Origin of the sequence: Mesosutterella faecium, assembly GCF_022809315.2 — a bacterium.
Taxonomy (GTDB): domain Bacteria; phylum Pseudomonadota; class Gammaproteobacteria; order Burkholderiales; family Burkholderiaceae_F; genus Mesosutterella; species Mesosutterella faecium.
The window spans coordinates 1,595,034-1,609,659 of the sequence record NZ_JAKZJU020000001.1 but is presented as its reverse complement, the minus strand read 5'-3'; the positions used below and the strand labels follow the sequence as shown (position 1 = coordinate 1,609,659).

General features: G+C 66.1%; 15 protein-coding genes. 3 read left to right on the top strand and 12 right to left on the bottom strand.

Going from position 1 to position 14,626, the window contains the following annotated elements:
- Positions 1-3: 3 nt before the first annotated feature.
- Genes MUN46_RS07430 through MUN46_RS07390 form a run of 9 tightly spaced genes read right to left on the bottom strand, consistent with a single transcriptional unit; the run spans position 4 to position 7,129 of the window.
- A complete protein-coding gene (locus tag MUN46_RS07430; RefSeq protein ID WP_243377205.1) occupies positions 4-1,752 on the bottom strand; it encodes a glycosyltransferase family 2 protein in 1,749 nt (582 codons plus the stop codon).
- On the bottom strand, positions 1,749-2,129 hold the full coding sequence (locus tag MUN46_RS07425) for an ApeI family dehydratase (protein WP_243377206.1): 381 nt from the start codon (positions 2,127-2,129) through the stop codon (positions 1,749-1,751). Before MUN46_RS07425 ends, MUN46_RS07430 begins: the two co-directional genes overlap by 4 nt.
- Positions 2,126-3,421, bottom strand: a complete 1,296-nt coding sequence (locus MUN46_RS07420) for an AMP-binding protein (protein ID WP_243377207.1) — start codon at positions 3,419-3,421, stop codon at positions 2,126-2,128. Before MUN46_RS07420 ends, MUN46_RS07425 begins: the two co-directional genes overlap by 4 nt.
- Positions 3,402-3,986, bottom strand: coding sequence for a COG4648 family protein (locus MUN46_RS07415; protein ID WP_243377208.1), 585 nt, complete (start codon positions 3,984-3,986; stop codon positions 3,402-3,404). Before MUN46_RS07415 ends, MUN46_RS07420 begins: the two co-directional genes overlap by 20 nt.
- Entirely contained in the window at positions 3,976-4,251 is a 276-nt protein-coding gene (locus tag MUN46_RS07410; protein ID WP_237978675.1) for an acyl carrier protein, read from the bottom strand. The genes MUN46_RS07415 and MUN46_RS07410 overlap by 11 nt, the downstream gene beginning before the upstream one ends.
- A gap of 10 nt (positions 4,252-4,261) precedes the next feature.
- Complete coding sequence (locus MUN46_RS07405) at positions 4,262-4,534, bottom strand: phosphopantetheine-binding protein (protein WP_243377209.1); 273 nt, start codon at positions 4,532-4,534, stop codon at positions 4,262-4,264.
- Positions 4,535-4,563: 29 nt separating this feature from the next.
- Positions 4,564-5,361, bottom strand: coding sequence for a lysophospholipid acyltransferase family protein (locus MUN46_RS07400; RefSeq protein WP_243377210.1), 798 nt, complete (start codon positions 5,359-5,361; stop codon positions 4,564-4,566).
- A complete protein-coding gene (locus MUN46_RS07395) occupies positions 5,358-6,056 on the bottom strand; it encodes a beta-ketoacyl synthase chain length factor (protein ID WP_243377211.1) in 699 nt (232 codons plus the stop codon). Before MUN46_RS07395 ends, MUN46_RS07400 begins: the two co-directional genes overlap by 4 nt.
- Positions 6,053-7,129 (bottom strand): methyltransferase, encoded by a 1,077-nt coding sequence (locus MUN46_RS07390; protein WP_243377212.1) that lies wholly within the window; start codon positions 7,127-7,129, stop codon positions 6,053-6,055. Before MUN46_RS07390 ends, MUN46_RS07395 begins: the two co-directional genes overlap by 4 nt.
- 131 nt (positions 7,130-7,260) lie before the next feature.
- Between MUN46_RS07390 and MUN46_RS07385 the strand changes: the two genes are divergently transcribed.
- The 3 genes from MUN46_RS07385 to MUN46_RS07375 all read left to right on the top strand — a co-directional run bounded on the left by MUN46_RS07385 (position 7,261) and on the right by MUN46_RS07375 (position 9,217).
- On the top strand, positions 7,261-7,884 hold the full coding sequence (locus tag MUN46_RS07385; protein WP_243377213.1) for a LysE family translocator: 624 nt from the start codon (positions 7,261-7,263) through the stop codon (positions 7,882-7,884).
- Between the two features lie 82 nt (positions 7,885-7,966).
- Positions 7,967-8,590, top strand: a complete 624-nt coding sequence (locus tag MUN46_RS07380) for a histidine phosphatase family protein (RefSeq protein ID WP_243377214.1) — start codon at positions 7,967-7,969, stop codon at positions 8,588-8,590.
- A 21-nt stretch (positions 8,591-8,611) separates the two neighbouring features.
- A complete protein-coding gene (locus MUN46_RS07375; protein WP_243377215.1) occupies positions 8,612-9,217 on the top strand; it encodes a histidine phosphatase family protein in 606 nt (201 codons plus the stop codon).
- Positions 9,218-9,463: 246 nt separating this feature from the next.
- Here MUN46_RS07375 and MUN46_RS07370 read toward each other — a convergent pair whose 3' ends face one another.
- From MUN46_RS07370 to MUN46_RS07360, 3 genes are all read right to left on the bottom strand, one after another.
- A complete protein-coding gene (locus MUN46_RS07370) occupies positions 9,464-11,233 on the bottom strand; it encodes an IS1634 family transposase (protein ID WP_285230516.1) in 1,770 nt (589 codons plus the stop codon).
- A gap of 158 nt (positions 11,234-11,391) precedes the next feature.
- On the bottom strand, positions 11,392-12,810 hold the full coding sequence (locus tag MUN46_RS07365) for an FAD-dependent oxidoreductase (RefSeq protein ID WP_243377296.1): 1,419 nt from the start codon (positions 12,808-12,810) through the stop codon (positions 11,392-11,394).
- Positions 12,807-14,597, bottom strand: a complete 1,791-nt coding sequence (locus tag MUN46_RS07360) for a sensor histidine kinase (protein ID WP_243377295.1) — start codon at positions 14,595-14,597, stop codon at positions 12,807-12,809. The genes MUN46_RS07365 and MUN46_RS07360 overlap by 4 nt, the downstream gene beginning before the upstream one ends.
- Between the last annotated feature and the right edge of the window lie 29 nt (positions 14,598-14,626).

Here is a 14,626-nt window from a genome sequence, read left to right as displayed (position 1 = left end):
TGATCATTTTTGAAGTGGTCGTCCAAGATCTGCCATCGGCTCCGGGGACTTCCGGCGAGGCTCCGCCCAGAAATCGTAAAAGTTGAACCACTCGAGCGGCTGCCTGAGCACCTGCTCCTCAAGCCTCGAGGCAAAGGCTTCGGCAAGCCGCTTAAGGGCCTGTTCGCGCTCCAGCCTGGGCAGCGAAACCCTGTCGGCCAATTTAGCACAGGAAACCCGGAACCGATGTCCCTCCCGGCAGGCAAAGAGCGTGTCCACCTCGCAGTCGAGGAGCGAGGCGAGGATGTAGGGCCCGGCCGGGAAGCAGGCGGGCCGGCCGAGAAACGGCACCCGGATGAAGCGCTCCTTCCGCGCGCGGGCGGCCCCGGCCGGCAGCCGGTCGGCCGCCATGGCCACCCACTCGCCGCGGCGGATCCGGCCTTCGAGCTCGGCGGCCGTCCCGAGGCCGAAGTCCGCGGCCGAAATCACCGTGAGCCTCGAGAGCCCGGCCTCCTTTTCAAGCTCCTTTCGAAACGCCTGCGCGTTGCCCTCAAAGAGCACGACGGTAACGGGCGTGCCCGCGTCGCGCCACGCAAGCGCCCGGCAGACTTCCGGAACCCCGTAGTGGGAGGTGAGGAGAAGCTTTCCCCTCGCGCCCGCCCGGACGGTAAGCGCGCGGTCCGAGCCCTGATCGAGCACGATGTCGCGGCTCAGGCTGAACTCGCCGTTCCAGGCGAGGATCCGGTCGAGAAGCGCCTCGCCGAAATGCAGGAAATGCCTGTAGCTCGTAAGCGGCTCGCCTGTGGAGAGCACGGCGCCCCGGGCACCCGCAAAGCCGCGGACAAGCCGCAGATAGCGGCCGCTTTCCCGCCTCCCCTCCGTCCCGGTGGCCCAGTAAAAGAAAACGACGGGGCGCAGCACGGCGCGGAAAACGCCCCGGCCGAAGCGCCGGTAGATCCAAAGCAGGATCCGGATGCCCGGCGCCCCGTGCCGCTCGGGCGCGGCCTCCCAGCCGCCCGAGGCCCTGCGGCCTCTCCTTAGAGACGACAGCCAGTGGGCCGGAGCCTCCAGCATGAGCTTAGTGTGCATGGCGGAAATGCGCAGGTTGTCCCTGAGGTAATCGAAGTGCGAGACGCCGCCTTCAGGGTAGACGACCCGCGTCGGCACGAACTCCATCGGGACGCCGGCCCAGTGCAGCCGCACGAGGATTTCAATGTCGAAGTCCATGCGGCCGCCCGGGCGGCCCGCCCGGATCACCCGCATGAAGGGGCCGACCGGGTAAACGCGGAAGCCGCACATGCTGTCGCGGATGTCCGCGGAGAGCGTCTCGAGCCTCACCCAGAACTGCGTGACCGTCCGGCCGATGCGCCGCCCGAGCGGAGCGCTCTCGTCGTAGACGGGCAGCCCCGAGATGAGCGCCTCGGGGCGGCGCCTCGCGCGCTCGAGCAGCAGCGGAGCGTCGGCCAGGTTGTGCTGCAGGTCGGCGTCGACCTGCAGCGCGTGGGTGAAGCCCCGCGCGGCAAGCGCCTCCACCCCCTGCATGACGGCCGCCCCCTTGCCGCCGTTCTCCGTCCGGCGCTCAAGCGAGCAGAAAGGCCGGGATGAGACCGCCTCGTCGATCAGGCGGCGGTTCCCGCCGTCGCTGCCGTCGTCGACGACAAGGCACGGCAGCCCCAGCCGCGAGACCGCGTCGAGCACCCGTCCCAGGGTCGCGCCATGGTTGTAGCAGGGGATCACCACGGCAGGCCTGAACTCCGGAGCCTCCTTCATCATGAAGCCCCGCACAGCACGAGCCTGCCGCGGCTGCAGGGCACTTCGCCCCGGGCCGTCAGAGCAGCAAAGGAAAATCTCACGACCCCGCCCCCGCCCGAAGGCTCCAGGCGCAGCCTCAGGCGCACCCGCTCGCCGGGATAAAGGGGGCGGGTGAACTTGATCATGCCCACTTCGGACAGCCGCAGCCCCCGGGCCCGGGCGCCGGCGTAGAAAAGCGCCCATTCAATCTGGGCAAAGCCGGGCGCGATCGGCTGGACCGGGAAATGCCCCTGGAACCATAAAAGCCCGGGCTGCAGCCGCAGCACAACGGTCAGTTCGCCTGAGGCGTCGCTGCGGGGCAGCTCGATCTCCTCGGGCCAGCGCTCTGCATCATTCATTTGAAAAGCTCCAGTAAACGCTCCCGTTCCACCTTGCCCTGCGCGTTGCGGGGCAGGCTCGGGCAGCCCCGGAAGAACCTGGGAACGGCAGGAAGCGGCAGCCGGGCGAGAAGCCTGCGCCGCAGCGCGGCCGCCGAAGCGGGCGGCAGGGGCCCCGCGGGAAAGCCCGAGACCACAAGCCCGATGGCGGCTCTGCCGTTTCGAACGACCAGCAGAGCACGGACTTCCCGGCCTTCAAGCTGCGCCGCCCTTTCAACCTCTTCGAGGCTCACCCTGTGCTCGGCCACCTTGACGATCTGGTCGCGCCGGCCGAGCAGCCTGAAGGCCGCGCCCCCGAGGGGCTCAATCCGGTCGTCGAGCTGCGCCAGGCCTCCGGGGGCCAGCGGGGTCGAAATGAGCGCCCGCTTAGCGTCGGCAAAGGCAATGCCCGGCAGGAGGCGCGCCAGTCCCGGGGGATCGCAGGAGCGCCTTGAGGCAATGGCGCCGAGCTCCGTGCTGCCGTAGATTTCATCAGCCCAGAGGCCGAGGCTCGCGCGGGCCCTGCCCGCGTCTTCGGCCGGCAGCGGCCCCCCGGCGGTGAGCAGAAAGCGGATGGCGGGGCCCCCGGGGGCGGGCTCCAGATAGTGAAGGAAAGTAGGCGTCGTGACGAGGGCTGTCGGAAAGTCGAGGCCCGCAAGGTCTTCGGGCACCTCGAGGCGGCGCGACAGCACGGGCAGCCCGAGCGCCATCGGCAGCCATATCAGAAAGGAAAGCCCGTACATGTGGAGCGGATCCACGGTGCCGGCAAAGACCAGCCCCTCAAGCCTCGAGGCGAAAAGCGCGGTGGTGATTTCCGCCTCGCGGTCCATCTGCCCAACGCTTTTCCGGACCTCCTTGGGGGTGCCGCTCGAGCCCGAAGTGTAGAGGACGAAACCGGCCTCCGGCGGCACGGGCGGAAGCTCGGACAGGCCCGCGGCGGGAGAGTCTGCCGGATCGATCCGGGGAAGGCTCCCGCGGGGGCCGCCGCCCAGAATCCCGTCGGCCGAGCCGCCAAGCGCCGCGTCGTCCGGCCGCCTGCTGCCGGGCAGGACAGGCGTACGGCCCGCGCAGAGGACCGCGGCAAACGAGGCGAGGAAATCCGCAGCCCCCCGGCTTTGAACGGCGATGCGCTTCCAGCCCGTCCTCTCCACAAGCGCGAGCCTGCGGGAGGCCTCCGCGGCGACCAGCCGGGCCGGGACCGCCCCGCCCTTTTCAAGAAACAGCGGACGCGTTGGATCCCCCGCCCTCAGCCACTCATTGAACGGCAGCGGCATGCTGCAGCCTCCTTCGCACCAGGTACTCCGAGGCCATGAGCGCGCCCATGAAGAGGTAGCTGAGGCAGCCGTTCCAAAGCCCCCACCAGCGCAGGCTGCCCGAGAGGACCGTCAGGAGCGCCACCGCTCCGTTCAGGACGAAAAAGAAGCACCAGACGAGCGTCACCCTGCGGCAGTAGCGGACCGCCGCGGCCGGCAGCGGCTTTCCGGAGGCAAGCCGTGCAAAGCGCTCCGCCACCGGCACGCCTCGGATCAGCGAGGAGCTGAAGACGAAGAAAAGAACCGCGTTCACGATGACCGGGTACCAGAGCGCCGCAGCGTCCCTCGCGAAAAGAAGTCCGGCCGCGCAGACCGCGGCGCCCGCGCCCGTGACCGCGGCCGCAGAGACTCCTCTGCGGCCGGACCGAAGCTCCATCGCGGCCCGGACGCCAAAAAGCACGAGCCCCAGAACCAGCACCCAGGACAGTGCCCCGAGGGCGAGCCCCGCGAGCACCGCAAGCGGCCACAGCGCAGACAAAGCCGCCGAGGCGGCCCGCAGAACCCGGGCGTGGGATTCAGCGGGCATCCTCAGCCGGCGCGTCCTTCTGCAGCCGCTCCAGCACGTCGAGCACGTCCGAGACCGTCTTCACCTGGCGGAAGTCATCGGGCTGGAAGCGGCGCCCGGTTTTCTTCTGCATCTGCACGACCATGTCCACTGCGTCGATCGAATCGAGGTCGAGGTCTTCGAAGAGCTTCGTTTCGGGCTTGACCGTCGAGGGATCCACCTCGAAAAACTTCTCGAGGACCTCGAGCAGCTCGCGGTAGAGTTCGTCCCGGCTCAACTTTTCCATGATATGTCTTTCACCTCTTCAAGCTCTGCTGGGAGCGGATGTAGTCGGCCAGCGTCGAGACCGAACGAAAGCGGCTCCGGTTTTCCTCGGTTTCGCCTCCGATGGCGACCCCGAATTTTTTCTTGACCGCCATGCCGAGCTCCAGCGCATCGATCGAATCAAGCCCCAGCCCCTCTTCGGAAAAAAGAGGGGCCTCGTCTTCGATGTCCTCGGGCTTGACGCCTTCCAGATTAAGCGATTCGACGATGAGCGATTTCAGCTGATTTTCAACGTTATCCGTCATGTGCCGTTGCCTTGGGATATATAGCTATATCAGGACAGCCGCCTCGCAATCTCCCGAGTGAGCGCCCGGGCCGCAGCCGGGATCGAGCCGGGGCTGCCGTCCCAGAAGCGCCGGGGGTCGATTGTGCCCGCGGGCACAAGCCTGATCACCGGCCTCGAGGAGGGAATGCGGTACCAGGGCTCTCCCTTGGCGAGCCAGCTTTCCGAGCATTGTATATTAATCGCCTCGATCAGCCCGCCGCTTCGAAGCGCGATCTGAGCGGCTCCGCGCCGGAACTTCATGACAGCGCCGGGCCTGGTGCGGGTCCCCTCCGGGAAAACAAGAATCGTTCCGCCCGCGCGAAGCCTTTCCTCGCATTCCTGCAGCAGCCGCTCCGGGTCCTCGGAGTTGTAGAGATAGCCCGCGGCGCGCACGACGCCCTTGAGGAAGAAATTGTGCGCGAGCGCTTCCTTCACGATGCAGTCGGTCTCGGGCATCTCGGAAGTAATGAAGACGTAGTCGAGCAGAGTCGGGTGATTGGAGACGATCACCGAGCCCCTGCTCGGCGGCCGGGCGCGAAGCGCCGAGGTGTCGAGATCGAGCACGCGAAGCCGCCGCAGCAGCCGCAGGTAGAGCCTGAAGGAGGCGCCGATCGTGCGCCTCGCCCGCAGCATCCTCTTCTGCCCGTCGGGCTCCGACCAGCACAGCCACCGAAACCAGGTGAGAGACAGCACCAGCCCGCCCAGGCCGAAGACCGCCCACCCGAAGCCGGTCGCGAGCCGCCGCAGCTGCAGCGCCGCAAAGGAGTCCCGGGGCCTGCGGGGAAGCCGAAGCCGCGCCGAAGTCATGACCAGCTCCAGCGCCAGAGCCGCCGCGGCTCGCGGACGTCGAAGTCCCGCGCGCCCGAGGCGAGCCCGGAAAGAAGCTGCAGGACTGGCTCCTGCGCGGCCGCCGCCCCGGCAGCGGCCGAGGGCTGCGCGCGCAGCTCCCCGCCCGGGGCGAGCATCAGGGCCGCGGCCCAGGGGCCGGGCGGCGGCGGGGGCAAGAAGCAGCGGCCGAGAACCGGCGGCGGATCGTTCTCGTAAAAAACCGCGAGAACGCTGCCCGCTCCCGTGCCAAGCGCCGCGGCAGCCTCAAAGAGCGCCGCGGAGAAAGTCTCCTGCCCGGCCGCGACCGAAGAATGAGGAACCCGGCAGTGCGCCTCGATGGAGAAAAAACCCGCCGCCGCATTGTGCACCGACATCATGAAGTCGGTGGGCGAGGGATCCTCGTCCCCCGCGAGGCAGGAGAGAATCTTTTCGCAGCGCGGCAGCTCCGCGCTGCGGCTGGCGAAAACCGCAAAGCCCGGGGCTGAGCCGCCTGCGGCTGCAAGGGCGCACTCGACGGCAAGCCGCGCGCCGGCCGAGAGCCTTCGGGCCGCAAGGGGGCGCAGGCGGCAGGCCGGCCTGAAGCGGGAGGCGAAGGGACCCGGGCCGCCCGGGGCCGTCAACGCGCCGGGAGCTGCGGCGCTCCAGCCGCGAAGTGCAAAAGTCAGAGGCTTCACGAACGTCCTCCCGTCTTCCTGAACGTGAGCAGGGTGTGCCCGAGGCCCAGTCCCTGGAGAGCGGACTCGAGCTCAAGCCCCGCACCGGAGGCCATCGCCTGGAGCTCTTCCTGGGAGTAAAAGCGGCTCGTCCCGTTTGCGATCGCCGTGAAATAAAGCGAATAGGCGGCCAGGCAGCGCCGGCCGGCCTCGAAGGGCTGATGGTCCAGCAAAGGCTCCAGCACGAGAATCCTCGCCTCTTTTTTCATGGAGCGGGCGATGCCGCGCAGAATCCGGCACGCATCCTCTGCGGAAAAGCAGTCGAGAAACTGGCTCATCCACCAGAGGTCGGCCTCGCCCGGCAGCGCGGGATCGGCCAGAAGATCCGCCTCGAAAGTGCCGATGCGTCCGGAAAGCCCCGCACGGGCCGCGTTCTCGCGCACCATCCGGCACTGCTGCGGCAGGTCAATCACAACGCAGCGCAGCTGCGGGTCGCTGCGGCAGCAGAGAATGGACCAGCGGCCGGTGTTTCCGCCCACGTCGTAGAGCAGCCGCGGATGCCGCTCCAGAACGTGAGGCAGCGCATCCTGAAAGGCTGCGTCGGAGAAGAAATGGTCATAGCGGAACCAGCTCGAGCGGGCCGGCTCGGGCAGCGCGCCAAGCCCCGGGTAAATCGTCTTCGAGTGCAGGCCGAGCGCAGGAAGCCCCTCGGGACGGCCGCTCCTGAGTGAATCGCGCAGGCGCGAAAGCCCCGCGTAGCAGACATCGGCCGCAAAATCAAAATTAGCGCGCGTGAGCTCGTCGTTTTGAAGGTACCAGCCGGTCTTGGTGAGCCTCCAGCGGCCCTGCTCCTGCTCGATGAGCCCCGCGGCCCGGGCCGCCTCGAGAAGCACCCGGGCGGCGTACTCCGACAGCCCCGCGGCCGCCCTCAGGTCCTCCTCGGCCGCTCCTTTGTCGCCGCACGCGTCAAGCGCCTCGAGCAGCCCGAGATCCCTCATGGAAACCGCCGCCTGGAACTCAAACGGTGCGCAGGCGAGGCGCTGCGCGTCGACCTTCGCCTCAAAAGCGCTTTTTCCCTTCCTCTGCGGCTTCATGCCCTGTCCTCTTTCCTTGAGACGCGGCCCTGTCCGCAAACCGCGGCGCGGAGACAGGGCCCGGATCCGCGCCGGTGCTATAGTGTCGCTCAATTCCGAGTCTTCGTCTTTTTTTCTCTCCCGCATTTGCGATGCATTTTGAGACCTGGCTGTCTTTTTTCGCGCTCTGCTGGGGCATGAGCCTGTCGCCCGGGCCCGCGCAGATCGCCTCCCTTTCAGCCGCGGTGAGCTACGGCTGGCGGCGCTGCATTGCGCAGACTCTCGGACTGTCCTGCGGGGTGTTTCTCCTCATCATGATCGTCGGGGTGGGCATCGGAGCGGTGCTCGCCGCCTCTCCCGTGCTTTTCCAGATCATCCGCTTCGCCGGATGCGCCTATCTGGTCTGGCTGGGCATTTCGCTCTGGAGGGCGAAGCCCCAGACCGTCGTGATCAGGGGCGGCGCGGACGGAGCCGTGACCGCGTTCCAGCTCTGGCGCCGGGGGCTTCTCGTCAACCTCACCAATCCGAAGGGCCTGGTCTTCTTTCTGTCGCTGCTCACGCCCTTTCTCAACACCGACGCCCCGATCCTGCTGCAGTATGCGCAGATGGGGCTCACCTGCGGCTTCACCGACCTGTGCGTGATGACCGGGGTGACGCTGGTGGCCGAACTGCTGTCGAAGAAGCTGCGCAGCAGCCGCAACATCCTCATCGCGAACCGCATATTCGGCAGCATTTTCATCGCGATCGGCCTCGGGCTCATGGCGGTCCACAGCTGAACGCAGGCCGCGCCGCGGCCCCGGATTTAAAATAGGCGCCCGTGCCCGCAGGGGGCGTTCACAAACCGCAGAGGGCTTTTTAATGGACATTTATCTCACACGCCACGGCGAAACCGACTGGAACCGGGAGATGAAGCTGCAGGGCTGGGCCGACATCTCGCTGAACGAACGGGGCCGCGAGCAGGCCCGCAGGCTGGCCGCGAGGCTCAAGGACGTCCGCTTCGACCGGGCCTTCTGCTCGGACCTCGACCGCGCGGCGGAAACCGCCGAGATCGTCCTGGGCGGCCGCGGCCCCGCGGTCGAGCCCGACCCGAGGCTGCGCGAAATGGGCTTCGGGCCGCTTGAAGGCGAACCCTACGGCGACGCCCGGACCAATCCCGAGAATCCCCTGCACGGGATGTTCGTGCGTCCGGATCTCTACAAGCCCGCATTCGGAGGCGAAGAGCTCTCTTTTGTGGCCGCGCGCTTCGACTCCTTTAAAAAATCCACGCTGGAGCCCCTGGAAAGCGACCCCTCGGTGCACACCGTCCTCATCGTGGCCCACGGCATCATCGTGCGGGAAATCCTCACGCTCGCGGGAGGATTCCAGTACGAGGATTTCTGGAAGCTGCCGGTCGGAAACTGCTCGATCGCCCGCCTGAAGCTTGAGGGCGGAAAGCTCACCATCGCCGAAATGGATGAAAAAGTAAGCCACTGGCTGATCTGAAAGGCGCGGAGAGAGGAGCCCATGCTCGTTTACTGGCTCAGGCACGGGGAGACGGCCTGGAACCGACTCGGAAAGATCCAGGGCTGCACGGACATTCCGCTTGACGACGAGGGCCGCAGGCAGGCCCGCGAGACCGCGGCCGCCCTTTCGGGGGTGACCTTTGACCGGGCCTTCAGCTCGCCGCTCTCCCGCGCCCGCGAAACCGCCCGCATCGTGCTGCAGGGACGCGGCCCCGAAGTGCAGGTGCTCGAGGATCTGCGCGAGGTGAACTTCGGCTCATTCGACGGTCGGGACATGCGCCGCTCGCGCAGCGACCCCGCCGACCCGCTCTATCTCTGGTTCCACCAGCCCGCCTCATTCCGCCCCGCGCCCGGGGGCGAGTCGCTCGGGCAGGCCGCGGACCGCATCAGGGGGGTCCTCGAGCGCTCCATTCTCCCCCTGGAGGGCAGCGCCGGGCGGGTCTTCGTCGCCGCGCACGGCTCCGTCACCCGCATCATGCTCACCCTGCTCATGGGGCGGCCGGCCTCGCGCTTTCAGGAGCTCTCCATGAAAAACTGCGCCCTGTCCGTCCTCGAGGTCTCCGGCGGCCGGGTGCGGATCGTGGACTGGGGCCGCATTTTTTACTGACTGTGCCGGCGCCCCGCCCTTCCCTTTTTGAGAAACAAGGCGCATAATACCGTTATTCCTTCTTGGAATAACGCAGCTGTCTCTTGCTTCTCCGCTGCTACGCCGGCGGCCGCGTCTCTGAAGATCCTGTTCTCCCGCAGGATCTTCTCCGGCAGTTGCGATGAGAAATGAAGTCAGTCTTGATTTCTCATTTCATCCGGGCGCGGACGCGCCCGGATTTTTTTTCAGCCTGAACTCCCGGGGTTTCTAGTCTTTAAGAACCCTGGGAGGAACGGGAAGACCAAGCATCGTGAACAAATCACGATGCTTTTTTGCTAACTGCTGGCTGACCCATTTGTTGTGAGTCTTCAGCTTCGTGGCCTGGACGTTCCTGAGTTTGGCCAGTGCGAGGGTCAGGGAATTGCCCGGGAGCTTCAGATCAGAATTTCTTTGAGTCTGAGCCCTCGCACTGAAGGACATCCTGGTCCTGAGGGTCTGCGCGAGGATGTAAATGAACAGCCGGCCGATGTAGGTGCTGTCCGTCGAGCGGATCCTGTCGCCGTGGATTTCGTTTTTAAACTGGTCAAAGGACTGCTCGACCACATTCCTTTCCCGATAGATTTCCAAAGCGGCGAAAGGATCCGCAATCTCATTGGTGCGGATGACAAAGCAGCCGTAATAGCGCGTTTCCTTTTCGATTGCTTCGTAGTCAGGCTTCCATACCGGGCGTCCTGAGTCATCCTTTGTGCAGGTCAGAAAATTTTTAACGTCCTGCCAGGCCTGGCTGTCGACAGAACGCCCTTCATTCTTCTTTTTCAAGGCTTTCTCGATGGCCTTGAGCAGGTCAAAAGATTCCTTTGCTGCCCGGATGTTGTTTCTGTAGAGATGGAGGGCAACCTTGACGTCCTGGCGGTTGGAGCGCCATTCGGCGTCAGGCGCGGTGACGGCGGCAACCTCCAGCAGGCCGGACTGGCAGGCGGGTTTTTCAAAATCCTTCCTGTGTTTGTCGAACTTTCGTTTGACCGAGTCCTCGACGACCCGCACGCCCTGGACGAACCGCAGGTTCAGCTCCAGGGATTTCTGGGTGTTCATGATGCTGCTGTAGCCGCGGTCCGTGACAAGGAGCATCTTGTCCAGTTCAATGCCTTCGTCCCGCATCTGGAAAAGGATTTCACGGAAAGAGGCCGCGTCATTGATGGACCCCTCGTAAATGTGGGCGAAGACTGCCTCTCCGGTGACGTAGTCGCAGACGAAGGCGAGGTTGACCTGCCTGAGTTCCGGGTTCTGTTTGGCATGACCGTAGGCGGCGTCTCTGATCGTCTCGGAGTAGGTGGAGATGCTCGTGCTGTCCAGCGCCAGCATTTGCGGCGGGACATAGCTGCCGGGCTTGAGCGAGGCTTTGATCAGGGCGCTGCGCTGCCGGGCTTCCTCGGCAGAGCGTTTGAAGCGGAGCTTGAAATAGGCCTTGAGCTTGTCGCGGTCCACCTGTTCCAGAACTTCGGAAATTCTCTGGCTGGACAAAGGCCGGGCCCCCGGCAGATAAACCCCTGAGAGCCAGTCGCTGTAGAGCATCATGGCCTGGCCGGCGTCAAACTGGAAGATGGCCAGATCCATGAGCTTTTCAGCAAGATCCGCACCAAACACGGACTTCAGGTCATCCCTGATGCCGTGGAGAATGCAGTATTCCCGGGCCGCCCAGGTGCAGCCCATGGAAACGGTCTCGTTCTGCTCCCAGCCTTCATCGGAAGCCGGTTCCTGCGGCTCCGCTTCTCCGACGTCCTGTGCGCTGACCAGTGAGTTTCCAGCCCAGTACCAGTCCCTGCCGGCGTATTCCGGATGAAGGGCAAGAAAGGCTTTTCCCACACGGACCTGACGAGTCTGCGGATCCAGCCTGCCGACATGATGCCGCTCCGCAATGCGCGACTGATGCTTCTTTGGATCCCACTTGTTGCGGTAGGTGTAGACATAGGTCCTTCCCTGTTTGTCCGTGTAAGTGGAAAAGTTCATTTTGCCGGAGGCGTTTTCAGAAGAATCCATGGCGATAGCATGTTTTTATTAATTATAGACTATGTTACCATAAAATAAATATCCCGGCAAATTCAAATCATTGAATTTCCGGGATATTTGAAATTAATTTGGCCTGAGTTTGTCCTGCGTCAACCCCTTCTGGAGCTAGGATCGCGGGAGTTTCCGTTTCAGGGCGTCCGCCGGGCCGCCCGTGCGGCCTCCCGCCCCGCGATCCTCCCGAAGACCAGGCAGTCGGTGAAGGCCGCCCCGCCCTGGCGGCTCGTGCCGTGGACGCCGCCCGTGGTCTCTCCCGCGGCCCATAGGCCCGGGATCGCCGTGCCGTTTGCGCGCAGCACCGCGGCCTGGGGATTGATCCTTATCCCGCCGATCGTGTAGTGGGCCTCAAGCGTCTCGCGGCCGAAGTAAAAAGGCGGGGTGTCGATTTTCTGCGTGAAGACCGTCTTCCCGAAGTCGAGATCCCGGCCCCGCTCGACAAAGCCGTTGTAGCGGCTCAGCGTCTCCTCAAGGCTCCTGCGCGGCACTTTCATCGCCCGGGCCATCTCCTCCACCGACGCAGCCTGGCGCACCTCGCCGATCGCCAGCTTGTGCTGCAGCACCGGGCCTTTAAGGGATTTCGAGTCGGTGATGACCCAGATCACCTGGCCGGGCTGCGCGAGGATCGCCCGGGCCTGCTCGCGGTGCGGGGCGTTCTCGTTCACGAAGCGCCGCCCCTCGGCGTTCACGTAGATGTCGCCGCCCGCATAGTCGAGCAGCCGCCCGCCGTGGCGCGTGATGAGCTCGACCTCCGACATGCCCGAGAGCGCCGCCCCGGCCTCCTGCGCCATCCGGATCCCGTCGCCGTCGGCGCCGTCGAAATGCCGCCCTCCGGGGTTGGCCGAGCTGCCCGCGTCCGGGTCGAAGCCCTGCGGCGCGAAGCGCCTCACCATGGCCTTGTTCGCGGAAAAGCCGCCGGTGGCGATCACAACGGAGCGGGCCGCGACCGTCTCGGTGCGCCCCGAGCGCTCGACCTGCACGCCGGTCACCCTGCCGCCCGAGGAGGTCAGGGCGGAAGCACGCGCGTTGAGCAGCACTTCGACCCCCAGGGCGCGGGCCCTGCGGTTGAGCGCCCAGATGTATTCGAACCCCCCGCGGTCCGGGTGGGAAGTGATCGCGCGGGGGTAGGAGCCGGGATAGGACACATAAACGCGGGGCATGAAGCGCACCCCCATCGACTGCAGCCAGTCGATCGCGGAGCCCGAGCCTCGCGCGAGCGTCTCAATGAGCCTGAGGTCGCCCTGCCGGCCGCCCCACTCCCAGAGCTGCCGCGCCATGAGAGCGGGCGAATCCTCGATCCCGGCCTTTTTCTGCAGCTTCGGGTAGACCGCGCAGATGGAGCCGTCGGCGTAGGCCGCGTGACCCCCGATCATGGGGCCTTTTTCGAGCACGAGCACCCGGCCCGCCCCGGCTTCCCGGGCAGAGACCGCGGCCGCAAGCCCGGCGATGCCCGCCCCGATCACGAGAACGTCGACCCCGCCGCGCGGGCCCGCCGCGCCAGGCCGGCTCACCAGAGAAAGCACGGCCCCGGCCAGAAGCAGCCTTCTTTTCATCGCTTTTCTCCTTCATCGGGCTCGCGCCGCAGCTGCACCGTCACCCTCAGGCCGCAGGGATCCATCCGCTCGAACCGCAGCGAGGCGCCGTGCCTGTCGGCGATGTCGCGCACAATGGCGAGCCCGAGCCCCAGTCCCCCCGGCTTCACGCTTTCTGAAATTTCCGTGAGGCGCCTGAAGTCCGAGTCGCTCACGCGCGGCCCGTTGTCAAGCACCTCAAGCTCTGCCTTCGGCCCGTCGCGCCGAAGGATCACGGTGACGGACGGATGCGGCTGCTTCGCGGCAGCCTGGCCGGCGTTGCGGATCAGGTTGAGCGCGAGCAGCTCGAGCTCGAGCCCGTGCCCCAGGACCGTGATGCCCGCCTCGATCTCCGAGCCGAGCTCGACGGGGGCGGCGGCGTTGCGCTCGTAGGTGCGGATCGCCTTCTTCACGGTCTCGGAAAAATCGACCAGTCCCATCGGCCCCACCTGGTTTTTCGCATAAGCGCGGACCCGGTCGACAATCTGCGCGGCGCGGCCGGCCTCCTCGCGGATCGAATCGACGGCCATCTGCTCGAGCCGGCCCGGAGGGCCTCCCGCCCTGCGCCACCGCTCCTCGAGCCCCGAGGCGTAGTTCGAGATCGAGGCGAGGGGCTGCTTCAGCTCGTGGGCAATCATTGAGGAGAGCTGCGAGATCACGCCCGCCCTTTCCAGGTTCGTGAGCCGCTCCCGGCTGTGCCTCGCGTCGGCTTCGGCCGCATCCTTGGCTCGCAGCGCCTCGGTGAGGTCGCGGGTGCGCACGCGCACGAGGTAGTGCAGCCGCGCCTCGTAGGCGAGCAGCAGAAGCAGCAGCGCGGCAAGCGGCAGGATCTTCTCCCTGTGGCGCTGCCAGAGCGCCTTCCAGCTGCGGTCGCGCAGGTACGCGTAGGGGCCGATCTCAAGGCTGCGGTAGAGGCGGTCGAGCGCGAGAAAGTCCGAGGAGACGCTCCAGTCCCAGCCGGCGCCGCCTGCGGGCATCGTGAGCAGCGCCACGGTCACGTCGCGCACTACGTCAGGGTTCGCGCGCTCGAGCGAGCCGATCACGGCGTCCGGATACAGGCCGGTGCTGCGGCGGCAGGAGGCGCCCGGGCCGGCCTTGTCGCCCACCACCCGCAGCACCCCTTTCTCCACCCAGCCCTCGCGCTCGAGCTGCTCGAGAGCGCAGGCGCGGATGACGCCGGCGTCGGAGCCGCCGGCCAGAACCTCGGCCACCACGTCAGGCATCTGATAGTGAACGAAATTCACGGACTTGAAGAAGCGGCGCCAGTTGTAGCCGGACTGCGCGAGCTCGCCCATCGCGATCTGCCAGCCCTCAAAATCGAGCGGCTGGCTCGCGGCCACGGTGCGCCCCCTGAGGTCGGCGATTGTGCGCAGGTCCGTGCGGTCGCTGCGGACGATGAAGGCCGAAGCGACGCTTCGCGAGGGATCCTGGCCCGGGAAGCGGCGGCGGGTCGCGATGTGCCTGATGCCGACCGAATGGATCAGAATTCCGTAAATGCCCGAGGGCGCGATGAAGAAATCGACGGAGCCGTCAGAAAGCGACCTTTCGGCGTCAGCCGCCTCCAGGTACTTGATCTCGAAGCGGTATCCGGGCAGCTTCTGAGCGAGGTAGCTCAGCGTCGGCTCCACGGTCTGGGCGTAGAACTGCGGGCTGAAAGTGTCGAAAAGCCCGAAGCGAACGGCCTGGCGGCCCGAGACCGGCTCCACGGCCATCGCCGCCGCACAGACCCAGCCCAAAATCAAGCCCGCAGCGAGCCCCTTCGTTTTCAATTGCGCCGCCCCCCAAAAAAGGGAAAAAA